The sequence below is a fragment of the Actinomadura atramentaria DSM 43919 genome, assembly GCF_000381885.1.
Lineage (GTDB): Bacteria > Actinomycetota > Actinomycetes > Streptosporangiales > Streptosporangiaceae > Spirillospora > Spirillospora atramentaria.
Map to the genome: position 1 here is coordinate 157324 of NZ_KB907216.1, position 26255 is coordinate 183578.

The 26255-nt window shown below is 74.6% G+C and carries 24 protein-coding genes; 13 read left to right on the forward strand and 11 right to left on the reverse strand.

The genetic code is table 11. The features are described 5' to 3' along the window. Positions 1-198: 198 nt before the first annotated feature. The gene (locus G339_RS0121780; protein WP_019633182.1) at positions 199-906 is read right to left on the reverse strand and encodes a class I SAM-dependent methyltransferase; all 708 of its coding nucleotides are present in this window, start codon (positions 904-906) and stop codon (positions 199-201) included. Positions 907-1025: 119 nt separating this feature from the next. Here G339_RS0121780 and G339_RS0121785 point away from each other — a divergent pair, with 119 nt between their 5' ends. From G339_RS0121785 to G339_RS0121795, 3 genes are all read left to right on the forward strand, one after another. After that, positions 1026-1217: a ferredoxin gene (locus tag G339_RS0121785; RefSeq protein ID WP_019633183.1), complete on the forward strand. Its 192-nt coding sequence runs from the start codon at positions 1026-1028 to the stop codon at positions 1215-1217. A 40-nt stretch (positions 1218-1257) separates the two neighbouring features. Next, on the forward strand, positions 1258-2346 hold the full coding sequence (locus G339_RS0121790) for a Zn-dependent alcohol dehydrogenase (protein WP_019633184.1): 1089 nt from the start codon (positions 1258-1260) through the stop codon (positions 2344-2346). Between the two features lie 149 nt (positions 2347-2495). Beyond that, complete coding sequence (locus G339_RS0121795; RefSeq protein WP_033323877.1) at positions 2496-4361, forward strand: endonuclease/exonuclease/phosphatase family protein; 1866 nt, start codon at positions 2496-2498, stop codon at positions 4359-4361. Between the two features lie 184 nt (positions 4362-4545). Here the strand turns inward: G339_RS0121795 and G339_RS0121800 are convergent, their stop codons facing one another. Both G339_RS0121800 and G339_RS0121805 read right to left on the reverse strand, forming a co-directional pair. Beyond that, positions 4546-7080 carry a hypothetical protein gene (locus G339_RS0121800; RefSeq protein ID WP_026341664.1) on the reverse strand — a complete coding sequence of 845 codons (2535 nt, stop codon included), beginning with the start codon at positions 7078-7080 and terminating at the stop codon, positions 4546-4548. A 133-nt stretch (positions 7081-7213) separates the two neighbouring features. Beyond that, complete coding sequence (locus G339_RS0121805; protein WP_019633186.1) at positions 7214-7810, reverse strand: DUF1707 SHOCT-like domain-containing protein; 597 nt, start codon at positions 7808-7810, stop codon at positions 7214-7216. Between the two features lie 249 nt (positions 7811-8059). Here G339_RS0121805 and G339_RS0121810 point away from each other — a divergent pair, with 249 nt between their 5' ends. Together G339_RS0121810 and G339_RS38070 are read left to right on the forward strand one after the other, a co-directional pair. After that, a complete protein-coding gene (locus G339_RS0121810) occupies positions 8060-8668 on the forward strand; it encodes a Uma2 family endonuclease (protein ID WP_019633187.1) in 609 nt (202 codons plus the stop codon). A 25-nt stretch (positions 8669-8693) separates the two neighbouring features. After that, positions 8694-9383: a cupin domain-containing protein gene (locus tag G339_RS38070; protein WP_019633188.1), complete on the forward strand. Its 690-nt coding sequence runs from the start codon at positions 8694-8696 to the stop codon at positions 9381-9383. 9 nt (positions 9384-9392) lie between these two features. On the opposite strand, the gene G339_RS39055 is transcribed toward G339_RS38070, so the two are convergent. The 5 genes from G339_RS39055 to G339_RS0121840 all read right to left on the reverse strand — a co-directional run bounded on the left by G339_RS39055 (position 9393) and on the right by G339_RS0121840 (position 13597). Then, positions 9393-9533: a hypothetical protein gene (locus G339_RS39055; RefSeq protein WP_019633189.1), complete on the reverse strand. Its 141-nt coding sequence runs from the start codon at positions 9531-9533 to the stop codon at positions 9393-9395. Between the two features lie 67 nt (positions 9534-9600). Beyond that, positions 9601-10206, reverse strand: a complete 606-nt coding sequence (locus G339_RS0121825; protein ID WP_033323880.1) for a GTP-binding protein — start codon at positions 10204-10206, stop codon at positions 9601-9603. After that, positions 10187-10606 carry a DUF742 domain-containing protein gene (locus tag G339_RS0121830; RefSeq protein WP_033323882.1) on the reverse strand — a complete coding sequence of 140 codons (420 nt, stop codon included), beginning with the start codon at positions 10604-10606 and terminating at the stop codon, positions 10187-10189. The genes G339_RS0121825 and G339_RS0121830 overlap by 20 nt, the downstream gene beginning before the upstream one ends. A 1-nt stretch (position 10607) precedes the next feature. Next, entirely contained in the window at positions 10608-11042 is a 435-nt protein-coding gene (locus tag G339_RS0121835) for a roadblock/LC7 domain-containing protein (protein ID WP_026341666.1), read from the reverse strand. Beyond that, the gene (locus G339_RS0121840) at positions 11039-13597 is read right to left on the reverse strand and encodes a sensor histidine kinase (RefSeq protein ID WP_019633193.1); all 2559 of its coding nucleotides are present in this window, start codon (positions 13595-13597) and stop codon (positions 11039-11041) included. Before G339_RS0121840 ends, G339_RS0121835 begins: the two co-directional genes overlap by 4 nt. A 281-nt stretch (positions 13598-13878) precedes the next feature. Here G339_RS0121840 and G339_RS0121845 point away from each other — a divergent pair, with 281 nt between their 5' ends. Further along, on the forward strand, positions 13879-14721 hold the full coding sequence (locus G339_RS0121845; RefSeq protein ID WP_019633194.1) for a sirohydrochlorin chelatase: 843 nt from the start codon (positions 13879-13881) through the stop codon (positions 14719-14721). 66 nt (positions 14722-14787) lie between these two features. On the opposite strand, the gene G339_RS0121850 is transcribed toward G339_RS0121845, so the two are convergent. The 3 genes from G339_RS0121850 to G339_RS0121860 form a co-directional block, all read right to left on the reverse strand. Next, complete coding sequence (locus G339_RS0121850) at positions 14788-15597, reverse strand: enoyl-CoA hydratase/isomerase family protein (RefSeq protein WP_019633195.1); 810 nt, start codon at positions 15595-15597, stop codon at positions 14788-14790. Positions 15598-15606: 9 nt separating this feature from the next. Next, on the reverse strand, positions 15607-16509 hold the full coding sequence (locus G339_RS0121855; RefSeq protein WP_019633196.1) for an SDR family oxidoreductase: 903 nt from the start codon (positions 16507-16509) through the stop codon (positions 15607-15609). A 189-nt stretch (positions 16510-16698) separates the two neighbouring features. After that, positions 16699-17433 carry a DedA family protein gene (locus G339_RS0121860; protein ID WP_019633197.1) on the reverse strand — a complete coding sequence of 245 codons (735 nt, stop codon included), beginning with the start codon at positions 17431-17433 and terminating at the stop codon, positions 16699-16701. A gap of 149 nt (positions 17434-17582) precedes the next feature. On the opposite strand from G339_RS0121860, the gene G339_RS0121865 reads away from it, so the two are divergent. From G339_RS0121865 to G339_RS0121895, 7 genes are all read left to right on the forward strand, one after another. Continuing rightward, positions 17583-18506 carry a glutathione S-transferase family protein gene (locus G339_RS0121865; protein ID WP_019633198.1) on the forward strand — a complete coding sequence of 308 codons (924 nt, stop codon included), beginning with the start codon at positions 17583-17585 and terminating at the stop codon, positions 18504-18506. Between the two features lie 105 nt (positions 18507-18611). Further along, the gene (locus tag G339_RS0121870; RefSeq protein ID WP_019633199.1) at positions 18612-19280 is read left to right on the forward strand and encodes an AIM24 family protein; all 669 of its coding nucleotides are present in this window, start codon (positions 18612-18614) and stop codon (positions 19278-19280) included. 199 nt (positions 19281-19479) lie between these two features. Then, on the forward strand, positions 19480-23214 hold the full coding sequence (locus G339_RS0121875; RefSeq protein WP_019633200.1) for a multifunctional oxoglutarate decarboxylase/oxoglutarate dehydrogenase thiamine pyrophosphate-binding subunit/dihydrolipoyllysine-residue succinyltransferase subunit: 3735 nt from the start codon (positions 19480-19482) through the stop codon (positions 23212-23214). Between the two features lie 86 nt (positions 23215-23300). Further along, on the forward strand, positions 23301-23480 hold the full coding sequence (locus G339_RS0121880; protein WP_019633201.1) for a DUF6104 family protein: 180 nt from the start codon (positions 23301-23303) through the stop codon (positions 23478-23480). A gap of 90 nt (positions 23481-23570) precedes the next feature. Beyond that, on the forward strand, positions 23571-24410 hold the full coding sequence (locus G339_RS0121885) for a DUF4097 family beta strand repeat-containing protein (RefSeq protein WP_019633202.1): 840 nt from the start codon (positions 23571-23573) through the stop codon (positions 24408-24410). Continuing rightward, complete coding sequence (locus tag G339_RS0121890) at positions 24407-25195, forward strand: PadR family transcriptional regulator (RefSeq protein ID WP_019633203.1); 789 nt, start codon at positions 24407-24409, stop codon at positions 25193-25195. The genes G339_RS0121885 and G339_RS0121890 overlap by 4 nt, the downstream gene beginning before the upstream one ends. A gap of 445 nt (positions 25196-25640) precedes the next feature. Beyond that, a complete protein-coding gene (locus G339_RS0121895; protein ID WP_026341667.1) occupies positions 25641-25970 on the forward strand; it encodes a histone-like nucleoid-structuring protein Lsr2 in 330 nt (109 codons plus the stop codon). The last annotated feature ends 285 nt before the right edge of the window (positions 25971-26255 follow it).

A 26255-nucleotide genomic window follows, 5' to 3' on the forward strand; every position in this document is an offset into this window, starting at 1 on the left:
CTCCCGCAGACGCGACACAGCCGGCAGGCACGGCCCGGCCCGCAGACGCAGCGCGGCCCGCAGACGCGACACAGCCGACAGACTCGGCACAGCCGACAGACTCGGCACGTCCGGCGGCCGCGGCGCGGCCTGCCCGCGCGCGATGTCCCGCCGGGCCGCGCCGCGCTCCAGCGCGGCGCGGCGTGCGCGGGTCCGGGGTCAGGCGGGCGTGCGCGGGTCCTTGGGGGAGACGCGTTCCAGGACGCGCAGGGAGCCGACGACGCGGCGTTCCTCGAACGCGCCGCTCGCCAGGGCGCGCTCGTAGACGTGGAAGGGCGCCTGGCCGCCGTCCGCCGGGTCCGGGAAGACGTCGTGGATCGCCAGCGCGCCGCCGACCGCGACGTGCGGTGCCCAGTGCGCGTAGTCGGCCTGCGCCCACTCCTCGGCGTGCCCGCCGTCGATGAACAGCAGCGCCAGCGGCGTCGACCAGAACCGGGCGACGGTCGCGGACGCGCCGACGACGGCGACGACCTCGTCCTCCAGCCCGGCGCTGCCGATCGTCCGGCGGAACGTCGGCAGCGTGTCCATCCGGCCGGTCAGCGGGTCGACCAGGGACGGGTCGTGGTACTCCCAGCCCGCCTGGTTCTCCTCCGAGCCGTGGTGGTGGTCCACGGTGACGACGGTCGCCCCGGCGGCGCGCGCGGCGGCGCCGAGGTAGATCGCGGACTTGCCGCAGTAGGTGCCGACCTCCAGCAGCGGGGCGGCGGCCCCGTGCCGGACGGCGTGGTCCAGCGCGGTCTCGTACAGGGCCCGGCCCTCGTCGTCCGGCATGAAGCCCTTGGCGGCGCGGGCCGCGCGCAGCAGTTCCGCGGGCATCTCCGGGCGGGCGTCTGCGGTGCGGGGGGCGGGCGCCGTGCTCTCAGTCATCGTGTCCTCCGGTCGGGAACTCTAGCCGAGATCGTCCGGATCGTTCCCGCCGCCTCCCGGAGCCTTGCCGCCCTATACTGAAACGTGTTCTACTTTTGCCGAGCGAACGGAGAGCGCCCATGAGAGTCGCGGTCGATCCGCTGGTGTGCGAGGCCAACGGCGTCTGCGTCGGACTGGCCCCGGAGGTCTTCGACCTCAGCGACGACGACGAGCTGACGATCCTCGCGCCGGACGTCCCGGCCGCCGAGGCCGACCGCGTCCGCCACGCCGTCCGGTCCTGCCCCAAGGCGGCGCTGACGCTGGAGGAGTAGCCCCCGTTCGCACCACCCACCCCTCACTGTGGAGGCTGACATGGCACGTGCCGCGGTTCTGCACGCGGTCGGCGACGAGCACCTCGACCTGCGCGACGACGTCACCGTGGTCGACCCCGGCCCCGACCAGGTGAAGGTCCGGATCAGGGCGACGGGCGTCTGCCACTCCGACCTGTCCACCATGACGGGCGTGCTGCCGTCCGTGCCGCCCACCGTGATGGGGCACGAGGGCGCGGGCGTCGTCACGGCGGTCGGGTCGCACGTGACCGGCGTCGCGGAGGGCGACCACGTCGTCGTCAACTGGACGCCGGACTGCGGGACGTGCCCCGACTGCCTGCGCGGCCAGCCGTACCTGTGCATGACGCACCTGGCGGCCGCGTTCACCGAGCCCGCGTTCCGGCTCGGCGACGGCACGCCCGCGTTCGGGATGGCGGGCGTCGGCACGTGGGCGGAGGAGATCGTCCTGCCCCGGCAGGGCGTCATCCCGGTCGCGGCGGACGTGCCGTTCGAGTACGCGGCGCTGCTCGGCTGCGGCATCCCGACGGGCGTCGGCGCGGCGATCAACACCGCGCGGGTCGAGCCGGGCTCGACGGTCGCCGTCGTCGGCGCGGGCGGCGTCGGGCTGTCGGTCATCCAGGGCGCGCGGATCGCGGGGGCCTCGACGATCCTCGCGATCGACCCGAACGAGGCCAAGCACCCGCTCGCCAAGCGGTTCGGCGCGACGCACACCGCGACGCTCGCGGACGCGGACGAGGCGAAGAACCTGCTCACGAACGGCGTCGGCTTCGACTACGCCTTCGAGGTCGTCGGCCGGTCCGCGGCGATCCGCACGGCGTGGGACGCGACGCGGCGCGGCGGGGACGTCATCGTCGTCGGGGCGGGCGCGGCCGACGACGAGTACAGCAACAACGCCTTCGCGCTGCTGTTCGACGGCAAGGCGATCAAGGCGTCCCTGTACGGCGGCTGCGACCTCAAGCGCGACATCCCCCGGTTCGTGGACCTGTGGCGCGCGGGGCGGCTGGACATCGACGGGCTGATCTCGCGCCGCATCCGGTTCGAGGAGCTGAACGACGCGGTGGACGCGCTGCGCGCGGGCGACGTCGTCCGGCAGGTCGTCCTGTTCGACTGAGCCGGTTTTTTTGGGGCTCCCGCGCGGTTCGGCGCGGGAGCCCTGTCACCTCCCGATCATGTCCGACATTTACCGTTGCTTCCCGCTGCGGGCCGGTCGTCATCCGTGTTCCAATGGACGCCCCTACGACGCGATCATGGAGGCGGGACGTGGCTCGGCACGGGCGGCGACTCCTGGTGGCCGCGGCCGGCGCGGCCCTGCTCGCCGGCGCGTCCGGCGCGTTCCCGGCGGTCGCCGCCGGGACGGTCTGGGGCGCGCGCGTCCACGACGTCCAGGGCGACCGGCAGGTCTCGCCGCTGGCCGGGCAGACCGTCGCGGGCGTCCCCGGCACCGTCACCGCCGTCACCGCGAACGGCTTCTGGATGCAGGACCCGCACCCCGACCGCGACGACGCGACGTCCGAGGGCGTGTTCGTGTTCACCGGCGGCGCGCCGACCGCCGCCGTGGGCGACGCGGTCCGGGTGGACGGCCGCGTCGCGGAGTTCCGGCCCGGCGGCGGCTCGTCGGCGAACCTGTCGCGCACCGAGATCGACGCGGGCGCGGCGGGCGTGACCGTGGACGCGCACGGCGTCCCGCTGCCCGCCCCGGTCGTGCTCGGGCCGGGCGGCCGCCGCCCGCCCGCGCACCGCTACTCCGGTTCCGCGCGCGACGCGGAGACGTCCGGGCGGCTCGACCCGCGCCGGGACGCGTTCGGCTTCTTCGAGTCGCTGGAGGGCATGCGGGTCCGGATCAACGACGCCGTCGCGGTCGGGCCGTCCCGCTACGGCGAGGTACCGGTGGTCGCGGCGAACGGCTCGGGCGTCTCCGGTCGCACCGCGCGCGGCGGCGTGCTGACGGGCAATTCGGGTCCGGCGACGGCGCGGCTCGTGCTGGACGACGCGCTCGCGCCGCTGCCGACGATGAACGTCGGGGACACGCTGCCGGGCGCGGTCGACGGCGTCCTGGACTACGGCGCGGGCGACTACGTCGTCCTGCCCACCGCGACGCCGCGCCGCGTGGACGGCGGCCTCGACCGCGAGTCGACCCGCGCGCAGCGCTCCGGCGAGTTCGCCGTCGCGACGCTCGACCTCGGCGGCGTCGACCCCGACACGTCCGCCGACCGGCTGCTGTCCCTCGCCGAGGACGTCGTGACGGGCCTGCGCTCCCCCGACCTGCTCGCCGTCTCCGGCATGGACGACAACAGCGGCGCCGACGACGACGGCACCACCGCCGCCGACCAGTCCGTCGCGGAGCTGATCAACGCGATCAGCGCGGTCGGCGGCCCCGCCTACGACTGGCGGTCGGTGGACCCGCGCGACGGTGCGGACGGCGGCGAGCGCGGCGCGAACGCCCGGCTGGGGTTCCTGTTCCGCACCGACCGGGGCCTGTCGTTCACCGACCGGCCGACCGGTCCCCCGGCGGGCGCGCTCGGGTTCGGGCCGGACGAGCTGCCGCGCACGCCCGTCTCGGTCGTCGGCGACGGGAAGACCGCGCGGCTGTCGCACAGCCCGGCGCGGATCGCGCCCGCCGACCCGGCGTGGAACGGCACGCGCAAGCCGCTCGCCGGGGAGCTGTCGTGGCGCGGGCGGCGGATCGTCGTCGTCGCGACGCAGTGGTTCCCGACGACGTCCGACGACGAGCCCTGGTACGGGCGGCGGCAGCCGCCCGCGCAGCCGTCCGCGTGGCGGCGCGACGCGCAGGCGAAGGTCGTCGCCGCGTTCGTGCGGGAGCTGACGCGCCGCGACCCGAAGGCGGCGGTGATCGTCGCGGGCGACCTGAACGAGCCGCCGGACGGCGGGCCGGTGGCGACGCTCGTCCGCGAGGGCGGGCTGCGCGACACGGCGGGGAAGGTCCCGGCGAAGCGGCGCTACACCGCCGAGGACGGCGGGAACGCGCGCGACCTCGACCACGTCCTGGTCAGCGCGGCGCTGGCCGGGCGCGTGACGAGCGCGGACGTCGTCCACCGCGTCGCGGAGTTCGCCGACCGCGCCGGGGAGCGCGATCCGGCGATCGTCCGGCTGAACCTGGGCGGCTGACCGGCGGCTCGAAGGCCCGCCTTCCCTTGCCGCGAGCCGGGCCTTACGGGACGGTCATAGACCCCCGGGGTGCAAACCGGTTAATTTCCCCCCCATGAGTCAAGCTGCATGCAGTTGCGGACACGGTGGCGGTTGCTCCTGCCCGAAGGGCTGCTCCTGCCGCTGTAACGGTTAGCCGACCCGCTCAGGGGACCGGCGCGCGCCACACGAACGGGACGTCCCCGCGGTGGCCCGCGGTCCCCCCGACGCCGAACAGGTCGCGGCCCACGACCGCCAGCGCGGCGACCCGCTGGTCGCCCGAGCCGGTGCCGCGGGCCGCGACCCGGCGCCAGCCCGCGCCGTCCGCCGACGCGAGCACGGTGATCTCCCGGCGGCCCGGCAGCCCCGTGGACCCGGCGAGCACGAACCCGCGCGGCGTCGCCGTCGCGGCGGCCGGGGCGGGCAGGTCCGGCAGCGTGCGGGGCGTCCAGTGCGCGCCGCCGTCCGCCGAGACCGCGACGAACCCGGTCGGGCCGGTGACGGTCCGGCCCCGGCCGAGCGCCAGCAGCCGACCGCCGTTCCCCGCGACGACCTGGAAGAACGAGCCCGACACGACGCCGGGCGGCGGTTCCGGCGCGGCGGCCGTCGTCCAGTCCAGCCCGTCGCGCGACGTCCACAGCGCCGGGACGTCCCGCGTGCCCGCGTGCTTCCCGCCGACCGCGACATAGCCGGACGCCGTCGCGGCGACGCCGCTCATCCACGCGTCCTTGCCGACGTCCTTGCCGGATTCGCCGTCGAGTTCCGCCGACGACCAGCGCGCCAGGTCCGTCGTGCGCCACGCCGCCGCCGCGCCGCCCGGCCGCCCCGACGCCGGGCCGCGCTTCGCGCCGCCCTTCGTGCCGACCGCCACGTACCCGGCGGGGCCGTAGGCGACGGCCGCGACCTGCGCGCCCTCGGCGCGGCTGGTGCGCCACCGCGCGCCGTCCGCCGACGCGGCCATGAGCGAGGCGGTGCCCGTCCGGCCCGCCGCGAGCCAGCCCGCCGGGCCGTGCGCGACGGCGGTCAGCGCCGACGCCGGGGGCGCGTCCAGCGCCGTCCGCGTCCAGCGGGCGCCGTCCGGCGACGTCCACAGCGCCCCGGCGCCGTTCGTCGCGCCGACCGCGACGACCAGGCCGGGCGCGGCGGCCAGCGCCGACACCGACTTCTGCACGCCGATCACGCCCGGCACGGCCCGCAGGTCCACGGGCGCGCCCGCCGCGAGATAGGGATCGTCGCCCGCGCGCCCGGCCAGGACGGGCTCGCCGCCCGCCGCGACGCCGAGGCCCGCGACCGACGACGGACGGCCCGCGAGCGGCGCGGCCCGCCACGTCCGCCCGTCCGGACTGCGCTGGACGCCGAGGGTCTTCCCGTCGCGGACCAGCGCGGCCAGCCCGCCCGCCGCCCCGGCGAACCGCTCGACCGACACCGCGCCCTTCCCGGCGATCCGCCCGGCCGGGGTCCAGCGGCGGCCGTCCGCCGACGCGAACACCACCGCGTCGCGGACCGTCCTGCGGTGCTTCTTCGAGCCGGTCTTGCGCGTCGCCGCGCGGACGGCGTAGAAGCCGCGCGGCCCGGCGGTCAGCCCGCGCGCCGCGCCGGTGGAGCCCTGCGCCTGCGGGATCGGCGCGGCCGTCCACGTCCGGCCGCCGTCCGCCGAGACCCACTGGCCCTCGGCGGTGGTCGTCGAGGTGACCTTGCGCTTCTTGCCGCGCTTGCGGACGGTCTTGGTCACCGTCCGCGCGGACGTCCCGTGGACGACCAGCGCCGCGCCGGACGCCGCGACCGCGTCGAGGTTCGTCGCGCCCGGCGCGGCCGCCCGCCGCCACTCGTGCCCGTCCGGCGACGTCCACACCGCGCCGCGCCCGTCCGCGGAGCCGACCGCCGCGAAGCCCGACGACGTCCGGGCGAGCGCGGTGACGTGCCCGCCGGGGCCGGTGCCGCGCAGCGTCCAGACGAGTGCGTCGGGGCTCGTCCACAGCGTCGTGCCGTCCGCGCCGAGCGCGACCCACGCGCCGGGGCCGCCCGCGACCGCGACCGGCGCGGAGCCCAGCGGCGGCTCGGACTCGTCGGGGGTGCGGACGCGGGCGAGCGCGAACGTGCGCCCGCCGTCGCGGGACACGACGAGCTCGGCGCGGGACACGGCCGCGCCCGGCGCGGTCTCCGCGCCCGCCGCGACGACCGTGCTCCCGGCGACGGCGACGGTCCGCAGGTCCTGCGCGAGGCCGTCCGGGCGGGCGGGGTCGGCCGCGAACAGCGCGTCCGCGACGTGCGCGGCGGGCACGGCCGGGGGCCGCGCGCCGTCGTCGCGGGCCAGCGCGTACACCGCGCCGCCGCCCGCGAGGACCGCGACGGCGGCCGCCCCGGCGACGATCGGCGCGCGCCGCCGCGCGCCCGGCCGCCGCTCGGGCCGGTCCTTCCGCTGGGGTTTCCGCTCGGGTTTCCGCTCGCGAGCCCCGTCGGCCCGCGCGGGCGCGCGCGACGACACCAGCGCCGGACCGTCGTGCCAGGCGATCCCCGCCTCGTTCCAGGTGTCGGCGGACCGGACCCACGGCGAGCGCCCGTCGTCCGGCGCGGTCCGGGGCGCGGGCACGTCCGCCGCGTCGAACGCGAGCAGCCGCCGGACGTGCCGGGAGCCGGGCGCGGCGCCCGCCTCCCCGCCGGTCCCCAGCGTCCCGTTCCGCTCCGGAATCCTCGCTGTCACGCGTGCTCCTTCGCCCGGCGGGCGTCGCCTGCGGCCGGTCCCGTCCCCGTCCTCGAACCGCGCCGGATCAGTCCGTGTGCGGGTGTCGGCGCGGACAGCGCCCGATGACCCCCGCGGCAAGGTTCATATCACCTCAACGCGGCGACGAGTGATCTTTCACGTCGATCGACCCCTTGTAGCCGACGCCGTCCACGCGGAGCACCGGCGCGCCCGCCGGGGCCGGGTCGCGCACGTCGGAGGACACGCCGATGCCGCCCGCCTCCACCCGGACGCCCGGCGGGACGATGACGTCCACCCCGGACTTGTAGGCGACGACGCGCAGCCGCGTCACGGGCCCGGCGAACTCCGCCGAGGTCAGGTCCAGCAGCCCCGTCCCCTTGTAGACGACGACCGTGGACTTCTCCGGCAGCGCCCACTGCCCGGACCGGTGCAGCGAGTCCTTGTAGGCGAGGTGGAACCGCCCGGCCCGGCCCGCGGGGGCGGTCGCGACGGTGCGCGGCCCGGCGGTCGCGGGGATGTCGGCGACGACGGCGGTCAGCTCGCCGCGCGTGCGGGACTCCAGGGTGCGGGCGATGCGCTCGTCCAGCTCGGCCTCGTCGAGGCGTCCTTCGGCGAACGCGGTGTGCAGGCGGACCAGGACCGCGTCGCGGTCGGCGTCGGACGCGCGCTCGGCCGCCTCGCGGCGCGCGGGCTCCCCCGCGCGGGGCGCGTCACTTCGGTCGGGGCTCATCGTGTCTCCTCCGGAGGTCGGTCGTGTGGAGGCGGGGTCCGGATGTGCGGGGCGGCGACGCGCGGGGGACGTCGGGACCAGCTTGGACTCTCCGGTCGGAGGAGACGCAAGCCGGAATTCGAGATGTATCGTAACTCTTCCGTCCGGGCCCGTGCGGATCATCGGCGGCCGCCCGCGCGCCCCGCCCGGTCCGCCGCCCCCGTCGGCTAGATTCGGGCGGACTTGATCATCGACGGGAGGCGACCGCCCGTGCCGACAGTTCCCCCGCCCGCGCAGCCCGCGGCGGCGGGCCACCCGCACGGCCCGTACACGCTCTACGACCTGGACGCGCTGCCCGACGAGGGCCGCCGCCACGAGCTGGCCGACGGCTGGCTCGCGGAGCTGCCCGGCGACCTGTGGCACGACAACGCCGCCGACCGGCTGCGCGGCGTCCTGCGCGACGCGGCGCAGCGCGCCGGGGCCGACGTCCACGTCGCGGGCGGCGCGCAGGACGTCACGACGCCCGCCGGGGTCCGCAAGCCGGACGTGTTCGTCGTGGACCGCGACGTCGCCCGCACCGCGCTGGAGCGCCGCACCCGCACCTACTACGGACCCGACCTGCTGCTCGCCGCCGAGGTCGTCACGCCCCGCACCGCCAGCGAGCGCACCGACCGCGTCGGGAAGGTCGCCGAGTACGCGGCGGCGGGCATCCGCCACTACTGGCTCGTGGACCTGGAGCCGCGCCCGGCGGTCACCGTCCTGGAGCTGGACGGCGCGGCGTACCGGGTGCGCCGCCGCGCGCGGGCGGGCGAGACGGTCGCGCTGGACGCGCCGTTCCCGCTCGCGTTCGACCCGGCGCGGCTGTCGGAGCTGGAGTGAGCGGCCCGGCCGGTAGGCTCGCCGGATGCTGCTGACGACGCTCGACGCCTGGCGCGCCGCGTCCGGCCCCCGGTTCGCGCTGCGCGACGGCGCGGGCGCGTGGGCGCCCGACGACCCCGCCGCCGCGCTCGCCATCGCCGACGACGTCTTCCCGGACGGCCAGGTCGTCGCCGTCGACCTGGACCCGGTGCCCGGCCTCGCGCAGGGCGTCGCGGACCGGTCGGGCGACCCGGCCGTCCGCTACCTGCGGCGCGGCCCGGACGGACGGCACACCGCCGTCCTGGACCGCCCCGCGACGGCCGCCGCGCTCGACCTGCTCCCGCACCCCGAGGGCGGCTGGTTCCGCGAGACGTGGCGCACCGGCCCGCGCGTCGCCCCGGACGGCTACCCGGGCGACCGCAGCACCGCGACCGGCATCTACTTCCTGCTGCCGCCCGGCGAGGAGTCGATGTGGCACGCCGTGCGCTCGGACGAGCTGTGGCTGTGGCACCGGGGCGGGCCGCTGGCGCTGCTGCTCGGCGGGTCCGGCGACGGGCCGGGCGACGCGGTCGAGACGGTCGTGCTCGGCGCGGACCTCGCCGCCGGGCAGGCCCCGCAGGCGCTCGTCCCGGCGGGGCGCTGGCAGGCCGCGCGGCCCGCCGGGGACGCGGAGGTGCTGGTGAGCTGCGTCGTGTCGCCCGGCTTCGACTTCGCCGACTTCCGCGCGCTGCTTTAGCACGGGTCCCTAGTCCGGCGGCCAGGCCGCCCAGAACGCGTGCGGCCAGACGTCGCCGTCGTCGGGCGCGCCCAGCAGCAGGTCGGCCAGCAGGCGGCCGAGCGCGGCGCGGTCCTCGCCGGTCTCGGGATCGAGGTCGTCGGACTCCATGCGTCCAGCCAAGAACCTCGACCGAAGTCGATGTCAACCGCGCGGACCCGCGCCGCGGCCCGGACGGCTACTGCGCGACCGTCTGCCGCCCGCTCATCGACCGCATGATGTGCTCCACCAGCGTGATCAGGACCTGCTTGGCCGACTCGCGGTCCCGGACGTCGCAGTCGATCACCGGGATCTCCGGCGGCAGGTCGAGCGCGTCCCGGACCTGGTCGGGCGTGTGCGTGCCCGCGCCGTCGAACCGGTTGACGCCGATGATGAACGGCACGCCGCGCCGCTCGAAGTAGTCCACCGAGGGGAAGCAGTCGGCGAGCCGCCGGGTGTCCACCAGGACGACGGCGCCGAGCGCGCCCTTGGCCAGCTCGTCCCACATGAACCAGAAGCGGTCCTGGCCGGGCGTGCCGAACACGAACAGCACCAGGCCGTTCGGCAGCGTGATCCGCCCGAAGTCCATCGCGACGGTGGTCGTGGTCTTCTGCGACACCGCCGAGGTGTCGTCGATCCCGATGCTCTTCTCGGTGAGGGACTCCTCGGTGCGCAGCGGCCGGATCTCGCTCACCGCGCTGACGAGCGTGGTCTTGCCGACGCCGAAACCGCCGGCGACGAGGATCTTCACGGTCAGCGCGGAATCGCCCTGCCGGGGGGACGGTTCAGAGCGCACGGATTCCATCGATCACTTCCTTGAGTACGCGCTCGCCGGGGAAGCGGGCCACCGGCGCGGGCCGCCGGACCTCGATCAGCGAGCGGTCGAGCAGATCGCCCAGCAGGATGCGGACGACCCCGAGCGGGAGTTCGAGTTCCGACGCTATCTCGACAACCGACAGCGGAGTGCGGCAAAACTCCAAGATCATCTCATGTTCGGGATCAGGTGACCAAAGCGGAACGGGCGCACCGGGCGGAACCGGGCGCGGCCCGGTCTCCCCGGCGTCGTCGGGCGGCGCGTCCCGCGTGACGACGAGCGCGACCATGTCGAACACGTCCGCGCCGTCGTAGTGCGTCCGGCCGCCGGTGAGCGCGTAGGGGCGCACCACCGGGCCGGCGGCGTCGTCGTACCAGGACGAACCCGGCATGTCACGCACCCGGCGCGGCGGCGTCCGCGCGCGGGTCCGCCGACAGGTGCTGGCCGACGCGCGTCACCAGCATCGCCATCTCGTAGGCGATGAGGCCGAGATCGGCGTCCGCGTCCGACAGCACCGCCAGGCACGCGCCGCGCCCGGCCGCCGTCACGAACAGGAACGCCGTCTCCATCTCGACGATCGTCTGCCGGACCGCGCCGCCGCCGAACGACTCCCCCGCGCCGCGCGCGAGGCTCTGGAAGCTCGCCGCGACCGCCGCGACGTGGTCGGACTGGGCCCGGTCGAGCCCCTTCGACGCCGCGATGCGCAGGCCGTCGCTCGACAGCACGACCGCGTTCTGCACCTGGGCGACGCGCTGGACGAGGTTGTCGAGCAGCCAGTTCAGGTCGTCGTCCCCGGTCCGGGTCACTGCCTGCTGGGCTTCTGTCATCGGGTGTCGTCCTCCTGCTCGGGGTGGGTCGGCTCGGGGTGGGTCGGCGCGGGTCCGGTCTCGGACCGGCCGCGCTGCCAGCCGCGCTGCATCGCGGACAGCTTGGACCGCATCGCCTCGGGCGACCGGGGCGATTCCGCCGGGTCCTCCGGCGGGGGCGGGACGTCGCCGGGCACGGGCGCGCCGAGCGGCACGGCCGGTCCGGGATCGGGTTCGGGTTCAGGCGCGGGCTCGGCCACGGGCTCGGCCACGGGCGCGGGCAGGGGCACGGGCGCGGCGCGGCCTTCGCGCGCCTCCAGCCGCTCGCGGAGCTGCGGCGCGAGGTTGGCCTGGCGGCGGCGGCGCGGCAGCCCGGCGTCCGTGGACTCCAGCGGCGCGGGCTCCTCGGCCGGGACTTCGGCCGGCGCCTCGACCGCGCGCACGGGCACGTTCCCGGCGGGCGCGGGCTCAGACACGGGCTCGGACACCCGCTCAGGCACGGGTTCGGCCTCCGGCGCGGGCTCCGCGACGAGCCGCACCACGCCGCCCGCCGCGCGCTCCGCGCCGACCGCCATCGACGGCCCCGGCGTCAGCGCCAGCGGCCCCGAGCGCCGCGCGGACGGCTCCGGCTCCTCGATCGCCACGATCAGCTCGCCGGGGATCAGCGCGATGGCGGTGATCCCGCCGTACGGCGACGCCCGCAGCGTCACCTTGATCCCGTGCCGCTGCGCGAGCCGCGCGACGACGAACAGCCCGAGCTGCGCGCTGTCGGACGGGTCGAACTCCGGCGGGTCCGCGAGCCGCGCGTTGGCCGCCGCGATGGCGGCCTCCTCCATGCCGAGCCCGCGGTCCTCGATCTCCAGCACGTACCCGTGCCCGACCGGGTGCCCGCTGACGAGCACCGGCGAGCCGGGCGGCGAGAACGCGGTGGCGTTCTCCACGACCTCGGCGAGCAGGTGGATGACGTCCGCGACGGCCGCGCCGAGCAGCGCGATGCGCGGCAGCGGCTGCAGCCGGACGCGCTGGTAGTCCTCGACCTCGGCGACGGCCCCGCGCACGACGTCGACGAGCGGCACCGGGTTGCGCCAGCCGCGCCCGGCGCTCTTGCCCGCGAGGATGACCAGGCCCTCGGCGTGCCGCCGCATCCGGGTGGCGAGGTGGTCGAGGCGGAACAGGTCGGCCAGCTCGTCGGGGTCCTCGGTGCGGTGCTCCATGCGGTCCAGCAGCCGGAGCTGGTGGTGCAGCAGCGTCTGGTTGCGGCGCGCGAGGTTGACGAAGACCTCGCTGATGCCGCGCCGCGCGGCGATCTCGCCCGCCGCCGCGACGAGGACCGCGTCGCGGGTGACGACGAAGGACTCGGAGATCTCCTGGATCTCCCCGAGTTTGAACCGGGGCGTGGGCAGGACGACGTCGCGCGGGTCGATCTGCTCGCCGCGCCGGACGCGCTCGGCGAGTTCGGGGAGCCTGCGCCGGGCGAAGTCCACGACGGCGTCGGCGAGCGTGCGGCACTCCCGCAGCAGCCGCCGCGCGACGCGGTAGGCGAGCAGCGCGGACGCGATGACGGCGAGCAGCCCGAGGCCGCCCGCGACGGCGAGCCGCGCGAACGCGGAGACCGCGACGCCGGTGGCGCGGTCGGTGACGCCGTCGAGCGCGGCGTTCTCGAACGCGTACAGCCGCGCGTCGACGGCGTCGGACGCCGTCCACCACTGCCGGGGCGACAGCGCGGGCCGTCCGGCGGCCTTCGCCGCGCGGGCCGTCCGCGCCGGGACGGTCCGGGCGCCGCGCACGATCTCGTCCTCCAGCAGCCGCAGCCGCGCGAACTCCGGGGACGCGACGAGCGCGCCGTAGCGGGTGCGGTCGGCGGCGGGCAGGCTCGGGACGGTGTCGCCGTACATGTACCGCTGCGCGCCGACGATCTGCGCGAACTCGGCGCGGTCGGCGGCGGTGAGGCGGCCCGCCGCGACGGCGCCGGTGAGCAGCGCGTCCTCGCGGGACAGGTACTCGTGGGCGCGGCCGACGGAGGTGAGCGTGCGGGCGTCCACGGCGATGCGGCCGTCCCCGGGGACGACGGACGCGTACAGCGCGAACCCGGCGTCGATCATGCCGTCGTACTCGCGCAGGACGTCGGGCCGCCCGGCCGCGCCGGAGTCGACCTGCCGCCGGATCACGTCGAGCGCGCCGAGGCCGCGCACGAACGCGTCCACATGGGCGAGGACGTCGGACCGGACGCCGCCGCGCAGGTCCGACCCGGCCGCGTACCGGCGGACGGTGTCGCGCGCCTGGTCGGTGGCCCGCCGCTGCGCGGCGAGGTCGGTGCCGCCGGGCGGCGTGTCGGGGAGCGCGTCGCGGCCGGACGCCGTCCGCCACATCGACAGCCGCCGCTCCTTCTGGAGCGCGGCGACGAGCCGCTGCGTCGGCAGCAGCGACTTCTGCGTGAACGTGCGGCTCTGCAGGAGCTGGTGGGCCTCGCCGTAGGTGATCCCGGTCGCGAAGACCCACAGCCCGCCCAGCGCGAGGAGCGGGACGAGGGTCAGCAGGGTGATCCGCGCCCGGATCGAGGAGAGACGCCGTCTCATCGCGGCTCGCGGGACAGGCCGCCTACCGGGGGCTTTGGGGCGAGTTGGCGCGACATGCGGGGGAAACCCTCCCGATACGGGCTGTGCGGGGATCTGCCGGAGCCTACTACGTCGCCGCACAGGCCCGAAGGACCCGCGCGCACGGACGAACACCGTCATCCACTTTTTATGCCACCAACCGATAAATAACCCGGCGAACGCCGTCATCCATCGGGTCACACTTCGCTGTTGCGGAGCAGCGGAATCTCCGCCGAACGCCCAGCGGCGTTACGATTCCCGCCGTGAGTCCCGAAAGCCAGGCATCCGAGGCACTTCCGTCGCGCCGCCGCCGCGCCCCCCGCGGCGGGCGGCACCGCGGCGACGAATCCTTCCTGCTGCCCCCCGACTCCCCCGCCCTCGTCCTCGCGGTCCCCGGCCCGGCGGGCGGCCCCGGCGCCGCCATCGCCGCCGAGATCGCCCGGCTGGTGGAGATCGAGCACACCGGACAGCCCGCGCTCGTCGGCCACCTCGACGGTGACGGCGCGGCCCTCGCGGGGCTGCTGTCCGGACTGGAGCGGCACCGACCCGACGAACCCGCGGCCGTCGTCGTCCCGTTCTGCGGCCTGTTCGACGCCGCCGTCTCCCGCGCCGTGACCGCCGCCGCCGAGCGCGCGCCGGTCCCGGTGATCGCCGCCGAACCGCTCGGCCCGCACCCGCTGATCGCCGAGGCGCTGCACGACCGGCTCGCCGACGCGGGCCTCGCGCGCGCCGACCGCATCCGGATGATGACGATGGTGACGGCGGCGGGCGGCGTCGTCGTCGCGACGCCGGGCGACGCGCGCGCCGTCGCGCAGGCCGAGGTCACCGGCGTGCTGCTGGCGTCCCGGCTGGCCTGCCCGGTGTTCACCGCGCCGCTGGCGGACGCGGGCGCGCTGCGCGACGCCGCCGACCGGCTGCGCGCGTCCGGCGCGTCGACCGTCGCGCTCGCCCCGCACCTCATCGGGCACGAGCCGGAGGTCGCCGCGATCGAGCAGGCCGCCGCCGCGATCGGCGGGGGCCACGCCGCGCCGATCGGCGCGCATCCGGCGCTGGCGCGGCTCGCCGCGCTCCGCTACACCGAGGCGCTCGCCGGGGCCCTCGCCTGACCCGCTCCCGCAGAACCGCGAACGGGCGGGCCGCCGGTCGGCGGCCCGCCCGTTCTCTTCGCCGCGTCAGCGGTCGCGGAACTCCGGCGGCCGCCGCTCGCGCGTCGCCGCCATGCCCTCGGCCAGGTCCTCGGTGAAGAACGCGAGGGTCTGCACGGCCGTCTCCGCCGCGAGGTGCCCGCGCAGGCCGGGCGCGTCCAGGGACAGGTTCAGCAGCTCCTTGGTCCGCGCCAGCCCGTAGGGCGACTTGGCCAGCAGCTCGTCGGCCAGCGCGAGCGCCGCCGCCAGGTCGCCGCCCTCGGGCGCGCGCTCGGTGACCAGCCCCAGCTCGTCGGCGCGGTCCAGAGTGAACCGCTCGGCCCGGTAGGCGACCTCGGCCGCCCGCGCCGGGCCGACGAGCCGCGGCAGCAGCCAGGACAGCCCGCAGTCGCCCGCCGACAGGCCGAGGTCGGTGAACGGCACGACGAACCGCGTCGTCGGGTCCGCGACGCGCAGGTCGCAGGCCAGCGCCCACGCGACGCCGAGACCCGCGACGGGGCCGTGCAGCGCCGCGATGACCGGCTGCGGGATCTCCCGGAGCCGCGCCGTCACCTCCCCGCCGCGCGCGATGCCGCGGTGCAGGCGCTGCACCCGCCCCCGGCCCGGGCCGCCCCCGGCGAGCCCGTCGCCGGGGTCGCCGCCGAGGTCCATCCCGGAGCAGAACCCGCGCCCCGCCCCGGTGAGGACGACGACGCGGGTCGCGGTGTCACGCGCGAGCGCGCCGAGGGCGTCGATCAGCTCCTCGGTCAGCTCGGCCGTGACCGCGTTCAGCCGGTCCGGGCGGGACAGGGTGAGGATCGCCGCCCCGTCCCGCCGTTCCACGGTGAGGTCGCCCATGCCGGACGGTCAGGACGTGAGCTGCTGGATCAGCGGGCCCATCTGCTCGCCCACGTTGTTGAACACCGTCAGCGGCTCGGCCGCGTTGACGGCCGCCCAGTTGTCCCGGACGGACTCGACCGACAGCGCGTCCTTGGTGCCCCAGCCCGGCCCCTCCGCGACGAAGATCTTCGCGATCCGGCCGCCGCCGACGGTGTAGACCTGGCCGGACTCCGCGATCTCCTCGTGCGCGAGGTAAGCCACCAGCGGGGTGACCTGGCCGACGCCGAGCGCGTCCGCGAAGTCGGCGGGCAGCAGGTCCTCGGTCATGCGCGTCCAGGCGACGGGCGCGATGGCGTTGGCCTTGATGCCGTACTTCGCGCCCTCGTGGGCGAGGGTCTTGGTGAAGCCGACGAGGCCCATCTTGGCCGTCGCGTAGTTGGCCTGGCCGAAGTTGCCGAACAGGCCCGCCGGGGACGAGGTGTTCACGATCCGGCCGTACCCCTGCTCGCGCAGGTGCGGCCAGGCGGCGCTGGAGACCAGGAACGAGCCGCGCAGGTGGACGGCGATGACCGAGTCGAACTCCTCGACGGTCATGTTCTTGAACGACTTGTCGCGCAGGATGCCCGCGTTGTTGACGACGATGTCGATCTTGCCGAAGGTGTCCACCGCGGTCCTGACGATCCCGGCCGCGCCCTCGGGGTCGGCGACGTTGCCGGGGTCGGCGACGGCCTCGCCGCCGTTCTTCCTGATCTCCTCCACGACCTCCTGGGCCGGTCCGGCCGAAGCTCCGACACCGGAGCGGTCGCCGCCGAGGTCGTTCACGACGACCTTGGCCCCGCGCGCGGCCAGCTCCAGCGCGTGCTGGCGGCCGAGCCCGTGACCCGCCCCGGTCACGACCGCGACCCGGCCGTCGTAGCGCAGTTCCGACATCCCTGTCTCCTCACATCGCCGACTGCGTTGTCCGCCGAAATCCCGCGGAACACCCCCAGGTAATCATCTGAGGGTTACCCAGTGGTACCACTAGACCGAATCTCGCTCGGCTTTCGCCCCGGAACATCGTCCGGACACGCGGAGGCGGCGGCCCGACCGCAGGTGGCGGGGCCGCGCGGAAGCGTCGGGTCAGTGCGGGTGGCGGGACGGCGCGGACTCGTCCTCGGCGTCGTCGGACGCCGGGGCGCGGTCCTCGGGCCCGGACTCGCCGGCGGGCGCGGACTCGTCGGCCGCGCGCTCGGCCGCGTCCTCCTCGCGGGCCTCCTGGCGACGCTTGCGGACGCTCCACACCACCAGCGCCGCGATCACCGCGACGGCCACCACGATCGCCAGGCTCCGCCCGACCAGCGCCGCCGCCTTGTCGAACGCCTGCCCGGCGAAGTACCCGCCGAGCGTGTAGCCGACGACCCACACGACCGCGCCGATCGCGTTGAACAGCAGGAACCGCGGATACGGCATCCGGGACGCGCCGACCAGCGCGGGCATCAGCGCGCGCAGCAGCGCCGTGAACCGCCCGATGAACACCGCGAACGCGCCGCGCCTGCGGATGAGGTCCTGCGCCTTGGCGATCTTGGCCGTGTGCTTGCGCATCGGCCCGGTGCCGAGCAGCCGCGTGCCGTACTTGCGGCCGATCTCGTAGCCGACCGAGTCCCCGATGACGGCCGAGCCGATCGTGACGACCAGCAGCACCGGCAGCGACAGCTTGCCGCTCGCGGCGAGCACGCCGCCGACCACGACGGCCGTCTCGCCGGGGAACACGAATCCGAAGAACAGCGCCGCCTCGGCGAACACCAGCAACGCGATGATCAGGTAGACGAGCGCGGCCGGGAGCCCGTCCACCAGCGCGTTGAAGTTCTCCAGCATCCGGTTCCCCCGAGCTTTCCGGTCGCGTACGCCCCGTTGCGCCGGTGAGCGCCGGCAACGCCATCGTATCCGCGGGCCTTCCCCGTTCCGTCCGCGCGCGCGACGATGGCGGACGGGAGAACGCCGGACTCAGGAGAGGAACCCGGTCCATGATCGACGCAGAGCGGAAGGGCGGCGCGTTCGTCCGCCAGCCCAACCGGTTCACCGCGCGCATCACCGCCGACGGGTCGAGCGGCCACCCGGCCGAGGCGGGCCGCTACCGGCTGCTGGTGTCCTACGCGTGCCCGTGGGCGCACCGCAGCCTGATCGTGCGGCGGCTCCTCGGACTGGAGGACGTGATCAGCGTCGGCGTCGTGGACCCGATTCGCGACGAGCGCGGCTGGCGCTTCCCCGAACCCGATCCGGTGACCGGCGCGACGTTCCTGTCGGAGCTGTATCTGGCGTCCGATCCGGAGTTCACCGGCCGCTACACCGTGCCGTGCGTCTGGGACGTGAAGGACCGCCGGCTCGTCACCAACGACTTCCCCGAGATCACGACGACCCTGGAGACCGAGTTCGCGGCGTTCCACGCGCCCGGAGCGCCGGACCTGTACCCGGAGACCCTGCGCCCGGAGATCGACGCCCTGAACAAGGTCGTCTACGAGACCGTCAACAACGGCGTCTACCGGGCCGGGTTCGCCACCGACCAGGACGCCTACGAGCAGGCCGTCCGCGCGCTGTTCACCACGCTGGACGAGCTGGAGGAGCGCCTGACCGGCCGCCGCTACCTGTTCGGCGACGCCCTCACCGAGGCCGACGTGCGCCTCTACCCCACGCTGGCGCGCTTCGACGCCGTCTACCACGGCCACTTCAAGTGCAACCTGCGGCGGCTCACCGACTACCCGGCGCTGTGGGCGTACGCGCGGGACCTGTACTCGATCCCGGCGTTCGGCGGCACGACGGACTTCGACCACATCAAACGCCACTATTACGTCACCCAACGCGACGTGAACCCGTCCGGCGTGGTCCCGCTCGGCCCGATCACGGACTGGACCGCCCCGCAGAACCGGGCCGTCCCGCGCCGCGACGGCTGAGCGGCGGCCGGTTCCGTCACCGGCCGTCTCTAAGCTGGCGGTCCGCGTCGGCGCACGTCGGCGCGCGATCCAGCAAGCCCAGCCAGCCCCAGGAGTCCCGACCCCATGCGCAGCCCGTTCTTCAACAACATGGACCAGGGCCAGGTCCCCGGCCACTTCGTCCTGCAGAACCCGCGGATGCTCCGCGTCCACCTCAACGGCGACGTCATCGCCCGGCAGGGCGCGATGGTCGCCTTCCAGGGGCAGATGGACTTCGAGTTCCAGGGCGCGGGCGGCGTCGGCAAGTTCATCAAGAAGCTCGTCACGCAGGAGGGCGCGCCGCTGATGCGCGCCACCGGCCAGGGCCTGCTGTTCCTGGCGCACAACGCCGAGGACGTCCACCTGTTCTACCTGGAGAACGAGTCCCTGACGGTCAACGGCGCCAACATCCTCGCCTACGACTCGCACCTCCAGACCGACATCAAGCGCGTGCAGGGCGCGGGCATGATGGCGGGCGGCCTGTTCAACACGACCCTCGCCGGGACGGGCTGGGTCGCGCTGCACACCCACGGCACGCCGGTCATGCTCGACGCGGGCCGCGCGCCGACGTTCGCGGACGCCCAGTCCGCCGTGGCGTGGAGCACCACCCTGCAAACCGGGATTAACCGGACATTCAAGGCGGCGGCCCTGATCGGGCGCGGCAGCGGCGAGGCCGTCCAGCTCTCCTTCCAGGGACAGGGTTTCGTCCTCGTCCAGGCCAGCGAGGGCCCGACGGTCCCGGCGCACACGCACTGACGCGCGGCCCCGAGCCCGCCGCCGTTCCGCCCGGGTCCGCGCCCCGCGCGGACCCGGGCGGGAATCCCCCAACAGGGGCGACATGGCGGGACATCGCACGGCCGGGGGGTATGAGCTGGCAGATGTGCGGCCCGAGGGCGAGTAGCCTTGACGTGTCTCAGAACTCACCTGCGAGCTGCGGAAGAGGGCGATCTCCGCCGTGTCGACAGAGTCGTCGCAAACTAGTGCCGACCCCAAGATCACAGACTTCGGCGCCAACGAGTGGCTGGTCGACGAGCTGTACCAGAAGTACCTCGAAGACCCCAACTCGGTGGACGAAGCCTGGTGGAACTTCTTCGCTGACTACCGGCCGGGCTCCCGCCCGGCCCCGGCCCCGGCCCCGGCCCCCGCCTCCCCGGCGCCGGGCGCGAACGGTTCCACCCCGGCCACGGCGGCCGCTCCGCCGACACCCGCGCCCGCCGCGCCCCCCGCGGCCGCGCCCGCCCCGCAGCCCGCCGAGGCGGCCGTGCGGGCGGCCGAGAGCAAGGCGGCGGCCAAGAGCCGCCCCGCCGCCCCGCCGGCCCCCGTCCCCGCCGGGGCCGAGGAGGTCCGGCTGCGCGGCGTCGCGGCGCGCACGGCCCAGAACATGGAGGCCAGCCTCGCGGTCCCGACCGCGACGAGCGTCCGCGCCGTCCCCGCCAAGCTGCTGATCGACAACCGCATCGTCATCAACAACCACCTCAAGCGCGGGCGCGGCGGGAAGGTCTCCTTCACGCACCTGATCGGGTACGCGATCGTCCGCGCGCTGGCGGCGATGCCGGAGATGAACGCCGCCTACACCGAGGTGGACGGCAAGCCGGTGCTGGTCCGGCCCGAGCACGTCAACTTCGGCCTGGCGATCGACCTGCAGAAGGCCGACGGCCAGCGGCAGCTCGTCGTGCCGAGCATCAAGGCCGCCGACACCCTCGACTTCCGCCAGTTCTGGGCGGCCTACGAGGAGATCGTCCGCAAGGCGCGCGGCAACAAGCTCACCCTGGAGGACTACCAGGGCACCACGATCAGCCTCACCAACCCGGGCACGATCGGCACGGTCCACTCCGTGCCGCGCCTGATGCCGGGGCAGGGCACGATCGTGGGCGTCGGCTCGATGGAGTACCCGGCGGAGTTCGCGGGCGCGTCCGGCGACACGCTCGCCCGCATGGGGATCAGCAAGGTCATGACGCTGACCTCCACCTACGACCACCGCATCATCCAGGGCGCCCAGTCCGGCGACTTCCTGCGCCGCATCAACGAGCTGCTGCTCGGCGCGGACGGCTTCTACGACGAGATCTTCGAGGCGCTGCGCATCCCGTACGAGCCGGTGCGCTGGGTCAAGGACATCTCCGCCTCCCACGAGGACGACGTCGCCAAGGTCGCGCGCGTCCACGAGCTGATCCACGCCTACCGGGTCCGCGGCCACCTCATGGCCGACACCGACCCGCTGGAGTACAAGCAGCGCCGCCACCCCGACCTCGACATCCTCCAGCACGGCCTCACCCTGTGGGACCTGGAGCGCGAGTTCGCGACGGGCGGGTTCGGCGGCGAGCCGACGATGAAGCTCCGCGACATCCTCGGCGTCCTGCGCATGGCGTACTGCCGCACGGTCGGCATCGAGTACATGCACATCCAGGACCCGGAGGAGCGCGCCTGGATCCAGGAGCGCGTCGAGGTCCCGCACGACAAGCCGTCGCGCGAGGAGCAGCTCCACGTCCTGCGGCGGCTGAACAGCGCCGAGGCGTTCGAGACGTTCCTGCAGACCAAGTTCGTCGGGCAGAAGCGGTTCTCGCTGGAGGGCGGCGAGTCGCTGATCCCCCTGCTGGACTCGGTGATCTCCGCCGCCGCGACCGCCTCGCTGGACGAGGTCGTCGTCGGCATGGCGCACCGGGGGCGGCTGAACGTCCTCGCCAACATCATCGGCAAGTCCTACGGGCAGATCTTCGGCGAGTTCGAGGGCAACCTCGACCCGCGCAGCGCCCAGGGCTCGGGCGACGTGAAGTACCACCTGGGCGCGTCCGGCGACTTCACCGCCGCCGACGGCTCGACGATCCACACCGAGCTGGTCGCCAACCCGTCCCACCTGGAGACGGTCGACCCGGTGCTGGAGGGCGTCGTCCGCGCCAAGCAGGACCTGCTGGACGTCGGCGAGGCCGGGTTCACGGTCCTGCCGATCCTGATCCACGGCGACGCGGCCTTCGCGGGCCAGGGCGTCGTCGCGGAGACGCTGAACCTGTCGCAGCTCCGCGGCTACCGCACCGGCGGCACCGTCCACGTCGTGGTGAACAACCAGGTGGGCTTCACGACCGCGCCGGAGTACTCGCGCTCCAGCGTGTACTCCACCGACGTGGCCCGGATGATCCAGGCGCCGATCTTCCACGTCAACGGCGACGACCCCGAGGCGTGCGCACGCGTCGCGCGGCTGGCGTTCGAGTACCGGCAGACGTTCAAGAAGGACGTCGTCATCGACATGGTCTGCTACCGGCGGCGCGGCCACAACGAGTCGGACAACCCCTCGTTCACGCAGCCGCTCATGTACGACCTGATCGACGCCAAGCGCTCGGTGCGCAAGCTCTACACCGAGGCGCTGATCGGCCGCGGCGACATCACCGTCGAGGAGGCCGAGGCGGCGCTGCGCGACTACCAGGAGCAGTTGGAGCGCGCGTTCACCGAGACCCGCGAGGCGGTCAAGAAGCCGCTGGAGCCGGGCTCGGTCGTCAAGCCCGACGTCGAGGAGCGCATCCCGATCGACCACGCGTCGGTCCCGACCGCGATCCCCGGCGACGTCGTCAAGCAGCTCATCGACTCGCAGGTGAACCTGCCGGAGGGCTTCAGCGTCCACCCGCGCCTGCAGCCGATCCTGCAGCGCCGCGTGCAGTCCGTCGGGGACGACGCGATCGACTGGGCGACCGGGGAGCTGCTGGCGATCGGCTCGCTGCTGATCGACGGCCGCCCGGTGCGGCTCGTCGGGCAGGACAGTCGCCGCGGCACGTTCGGGCAGCGGCACGCCGTCCTGGTGGACCGCAAGAACGGCGAGGAGTACACGCCGCTCAAGCAGTTCGGGCAGGGCGTGTCGAAGCTGTACGTCCACGACTCGCTGCTCAGCGAGTACGCGGCGATGGGCTTCGAGTACGGCTACTCGATGACCCGCCCGGACGCGCTGGTCGCGTGGGAGGCGCAGTTCGGCGACTTCGCCAACGGCGCGCAGTCGGTGATCGACGAGTACATCTCCTCGGGCGAGCAGAAGTGGGGCCAGCGCTCGTCGGTGGTGCTGCTGCTGCCGCACGGCTACGAGGGCCAGGGGCCGGACCACTCGTCCGCCCGCATCGAGCGGTACCTGCAGCTCTGCGCGCAGGACAACATGACGGTCGCCTACCCGACGACCCCGGCGAACTACTTCCACCTGCTGCGGTGGCAGACGCTGTCGGGCCGGGGCAAGCCGATGGTGGTGTTCACGCCGAAGTCGCTGCTGCGCCTCAAGGCCGCGACGTCGCCGGTGTCGGAGTTCACCGAGGGCCGGTTCCAGCCGGTGATCGGGGAGACGAACCCGGCGATCGACCCGGCGGGCGTCACCCGCGTGCTGCTGACGACCGGCAAGATCTACTACGACGTGGCGAAGGCGCGGGACGCCAAGGACCGCACCGACACCGCCGTCGTCCGGGTCGAGCGGCTGTACCCGCCGCCGGTGGACGAGATCCGCGCGGAGCTGGCCAAGTACCCGAACCACACCGAGGTCGTGTGGGTGCAGGACGAGCCGGCGAACATGGGCGCGTGGCCGTTCATGGCGCTGAAGCTGCCGCACCACCTGGAGGGCCTGCGCCTGTCCCGGGTGTCGCGGCGGGCGTCGTCGTCGCCGGCCGTGGGGTCGGCGAAGGTCCACCAGGCGGAGCAGGAGGCCCTGCTGGAACGCCTGTTCGGCTAGTCGGGACGGTTTCGGCCGGGGGCTCCGGAGCGCGCGCGGCGCGGTCCGGAGCCCCCGGCGTTCACGGACGGATAGGGACGAAGAGGATGTACTTCACTGACCGCGGCATCGAGGAGCTGGCGGACCGGCGCGGCGCGGAGGACGTGAGCCTGGCGTGGCTCGCGGAGCGGCTGCGCGAGTTCGTGGACCTGAACCCCGAGTTCGAGACGCCCGTCGAGCGGCTGGCGACGTGGCTGGCGCGGCTGGACGACGAGGACGACGACTGACGCGATACATCTTGACTTTTCGCATACGCGACATATCGTGTTGAAGCGCGGGCGGGCCGGACCGCCCGCCGGGCGAGGAGGGCGGCGCGGATGACGCGGTGGACGATCGAGGAACCCATCGACCTGGAGCTCGACGGGGTGGTCACGCTGCGGGCCACCATCGTCGCCGGGAGTCTGTCCGTGCTCGCGACCGACGCGCCCGACGCGGTCCCGTCCGTCGTCGTCCACCACGTGTCCGGGCCGCCGCTGCGCGTCGTCCACGAGGCGGGGCTGCTGACGATCACGCAGGACAACCTGCTCGACGGCGTCCTCGGCTGGCTCCGCACCCGCAGCGTCCGCGCGGACGTGACCGTCACCGTGCCGCGCGAGTGCCCCGTCTCGGTGAACCTGGTGTCGGCGGACGGGCTGATCTCCGGGCTCGGCGCGCGGGCGTCCGTCAAGAGCGCGTCCGGCACCGTCACGCTCGACGGCGTCACCGGTGACGTGGACGCCAACACCGTCTCCGGGGCCATCGAGGCGACCGGCCTGGACGGCACCGTCTCGTTCACCTCCGTCTCCGGCGACCTCGCGCTCGCGGGCGGCACCGTCGCGCGGCTCGGCGCGCGCACCGTCAGCGGCCGCGTCACCGCCGACGTCGAACTGCCGCACGCCGGGCGCATCGACGTCCACTCGGTCTCCGGCGACGTCGCGCTGCGCGTCCCCGCGACCGCCGGGGCGGCCGTCGCGCTGAGCAGCGCGGCCGGGGCGATCGACACCTCGTTCGCGGAGCTGCGCCGCCAGGAGGTCGGGATCATGAAGAACATCGGCGGCACCATCGGCGACGGCGCCGGGAAGGTCGCCGTCACCACCGTGTCCGGCGCGGTGACGCTGCTCGCCCGCGACGACGACTCCCCCGAGATCACCGACTCCGGAACGGAGAACCCGCGTTGAGCCCCGTCTTCGGCCACGGCCGCCTGCGGCTGTACCTGCTCAAGCTGCTGGAGGAGAGCCCGCGGCACGGCTACGAGGTGATCCGGCTGCTCCAGGACCGGTTCCTCGGCGTCTACTCGCCGTCCCCCGGCACGATCTACCCGCGGCTCGCGCGGCTGGAGGCCGAGGGCCTGGTCACGCACGAGATGGTGAAGGGCAAGAAGGTCTACTCGCTGACCGACGCGGGGCGCGCCGAGCTGGAGCGCCGCATGGACGAGCTGGCGGAGCTGGAGGACGAGATCTCCGCGTCCGCGCAGAAGTTCGCGCGGGAGGTGCAGCAGGACGTGCGGCAGACCGTCCGGTCGCTGCGCGAGGAGCTGACGCAGGCGGCGCGGACCGTCCGCGAGCAGAGCCGCCAGGCGACCCGCGAGGCGTGGCAGGGCACGGCCGACTCCACCCGCGACGTGTGGCGGGAGACGGCCGAGACCGCCAAGGACGCCTGGCGCGGCACGGCGGGCACCACGAAGGAGGAGTGGCTGCGCCAGAAGGAGCAGTGGCGCGAGCAGACGCAGCTCTGGAAGGAGGAGTGGCGGCGCAACTGGGAGGACGCGTGGCGCACCGCCACCGGCTCCCGGGAGGACGTGCGGCGGCTCAAGCTGGAGCGGCTGCTCAGCTCGTTCGTCGGCGACGTCCGCTCGGCCGCCGCCGGGGGCGGCTTCACCGACGACGACCTGCGCCGCGTCCGCGCGGTCCTCGACGAGGCGCGCGACCGGATCACCGAGTCCCTGCGGGACGGCGACCGGTAGCGGGCGCGGCGCGATCTTCTCGACCTCGGCGTAGGAGTCGTACTGGTCCAGCTCGTCGGCGCTGCGCGCTGACCATCGTCGCGGGCTCGCCCGCCGCCTCCCGGCTGCGCAGGTCGCCCGCTGCTCCTTCACCCCGGTCGTCTGGTGCCCGACGACGATAGCCGGGAACGGCTTCCCGGACGCGTCGTCGGGGATGTAGATGGTCCCGGCGAGGGTCATTCCGTCGCTGGCCCGGCGCGGACGGCGTTGAAGTCGAAGTCCGCGGCGGGACGCGCCGCGCCGATCGGCCGCCGGGCGAATATTCCCCAGCGCAATGGATGAACGGCACCATTTCCACACAAACCGACTGGCAAATCCTCGTCACGCGTAAACCAACGAAGAGGCTATGCTGTTTGCCACTGGGCCATCCGAACGCCGGTTCGACGCATGCAACAAGGAGTCTGGCATGGCACATAGAGTCATGGTCACCCTCGTCGACGACATCGACGGCGGGGAGGCGGAAGAGACCGTCCACTTCTCACTCGATGGAGCCGCCTACTCCATCGACCTGAGCACGAAGAACGCGGAACGGCTTCGCGACGGTCTGGAACCGTTCGTCAAGCGCGCCCGCCGCGTTCAGGCCAGGACGGCCAAGCCCGGCCGCGCCCCGCGCACGGCCGACAGCCGCGAGCGGCCCGCCGAGATCCGCGCCTGGGCCAGGGCGCAGAACATCGAGGTCAACGAGCGCGGACGCATCCCTGCGAACGTGATCGAACAGTACGAGGCGGCACACTAGCGACATTTCTCCACGCACGATCGCAGTTTCCGACCGGACCGCATTGCCTCCCGAAGCACGACGAAAATGCGTTCCGGCCACCCGACCTGCGGCCATGTACCCCAGCGAAGCATCCGCCTCCCTGGAGCACATGGCCGCAGATCAAAACCCGCCGGCGTTTTCAGAAGTCCCGCCTCGGGCGGCTCGGTCTAACCGGGTCGTCGGCGAGCGCGGCACCGCTTCGCGATCCGGCCGAGGCGCCTTGCCGCGGGCGTCGGCCGCCGCCGCGCGACGGAGTTAAATCGC

What these genes read in the sequence shown, in the direction of transcription:
- G339_RS0121785 (WP_019633183.1), top strand. Translation starts at nt 1,026, where the DNA reads ATGAGAGTCGCGGTCGATCCGCTGGTGTGCGAGGCCAACGGCGTCTGC.
- G339_RS0121865 (WP_019633198.1), top strand. Translation starts at nt 17,583, where the DNA reads ATGATCGACGCAGAGCGGAAGGGCGGCGCGTTCGTCCGCCAGCCCAAC.
- G339_RS0121860 (WP_019633197.1), bottom strand. Translation starts at nt 17,433, where the DNA reads ATGCTGGAGAACTTCAACGCGCTGGTGGACGGGCTCCCGGCCGCGCTC.
- G339_RS0121790 (WP_019633184.1), top strand. Translation starts at nt 1,258, where the DNA reads ATGGCACGTGCCGCGGTTCTGCACGCGGTCGGCGACGAGCACCTCGAC.
- G339_RS0121780 (WP_019633182.1), bottom strand. Translation starts at nt 906, where the DNA reads ATGACTGAGAGCACGGCGCCCGCCCCCCGCACCGCAGACGCCCGCCCG.
- G339_RS0121840 (WP_019633193.1), bottom strand. Translation starts at nt 13,597, where the DNA reads ATGAGACGGCGTCTCTCCTCGATCCGGGCGCGGATCACCCTGCTGACC.
- G339_RS39055 (WP_019633189.1), bottom strand. Translation starts at nt 9,533, where the DNA reads ATGGAGTCCGACGACCTCGATCCCGAGACCGGCGAGGACCGCGCCGCG.
- G339_RS0121895 (WP_026341667.1), top strand. Translation starts at nt 25,641, where the DNA reads ATGGCACATAGAGTCATGGTCACCCTCGTCGACGACATCGACGGCGGG.
- G339_RS38070 (WP_019633188.1), top strand. Translation starts at nt 8,694, where the DNA reads ATGCTGCTGACGACGCTCGACGCCTGGCGCGCCGCGTCCGGCCCCCGG.
- G339_RS0121830 (WP_033323882.1), bottom strand. Translation starts at nt 10,606, where the DNA reads ATGCCGGGTTCGTCCTGGTACGACGACGCCGCCGGCCCGGTGGTGCGC.
- G339_RS0121825 (WP_033323880.1), bottom strand. Translation starts at nt 10,206, where the DNA reads ATGGAATCCGTGCGCTCTGAACCGTCCCCCCGGCAGGGCGATTCCGCG.
- G339_RS0121805 (WP_019633186.1), bottom strand. Translation starts at nt 7,810, where the DNA reads ATGAGCCCCGACCGAAGTGACGCGCCCCGCGCGGGGGAGCCCGCGCGC.
- G339_RS0121855 (WP_019633196.1), bottom strand. Translation starts at nt 16,509, where the DNA reads ATGTCGGAACTGCGCTACGACGGCCGGGTCGCGGTCGTGACCGGGGCG.
- G339_RS0121880 (WP_019633201.1), top strand. Translation starts at nt 23,301, where the DNA reads ATGTACTTCACTGACCGCGGCATCGAGGAGCTGGCGGACCGGCGCGGC.
- G339_RS0121870 (WP_019633199.1), top strand. Translation starts at nt 18,612, where the DNA reads ATGCGCAGCCCGTTCTTCAACAACATGGACCAGGGCCAGGTCCCCGGC.
- G339_RS0121835 (WP_026341666.1), bottom strand. Translation starts at nt 11,042, where the DNA reads ATGACAGAAGCCCAGCAGGCAGTGACCCGGACCGGGGACGACGACCTG.
- G339_RS0121850 (WP_019633195.1), bottom strand. Translation starts at nt 15,597, where the DNA reads ATGGGCGACCTCACCGTGGAACGGCGGGACGGGGCGGCGATCCTCACC.
- G339_RS0121885 (WP_019633202.1), top strand. Translation starts at nt 23,571, where the DNA reads ATGACGCGGTGGACGATCGAGGAACCCATCGACCTGGAGCTCGACGGG.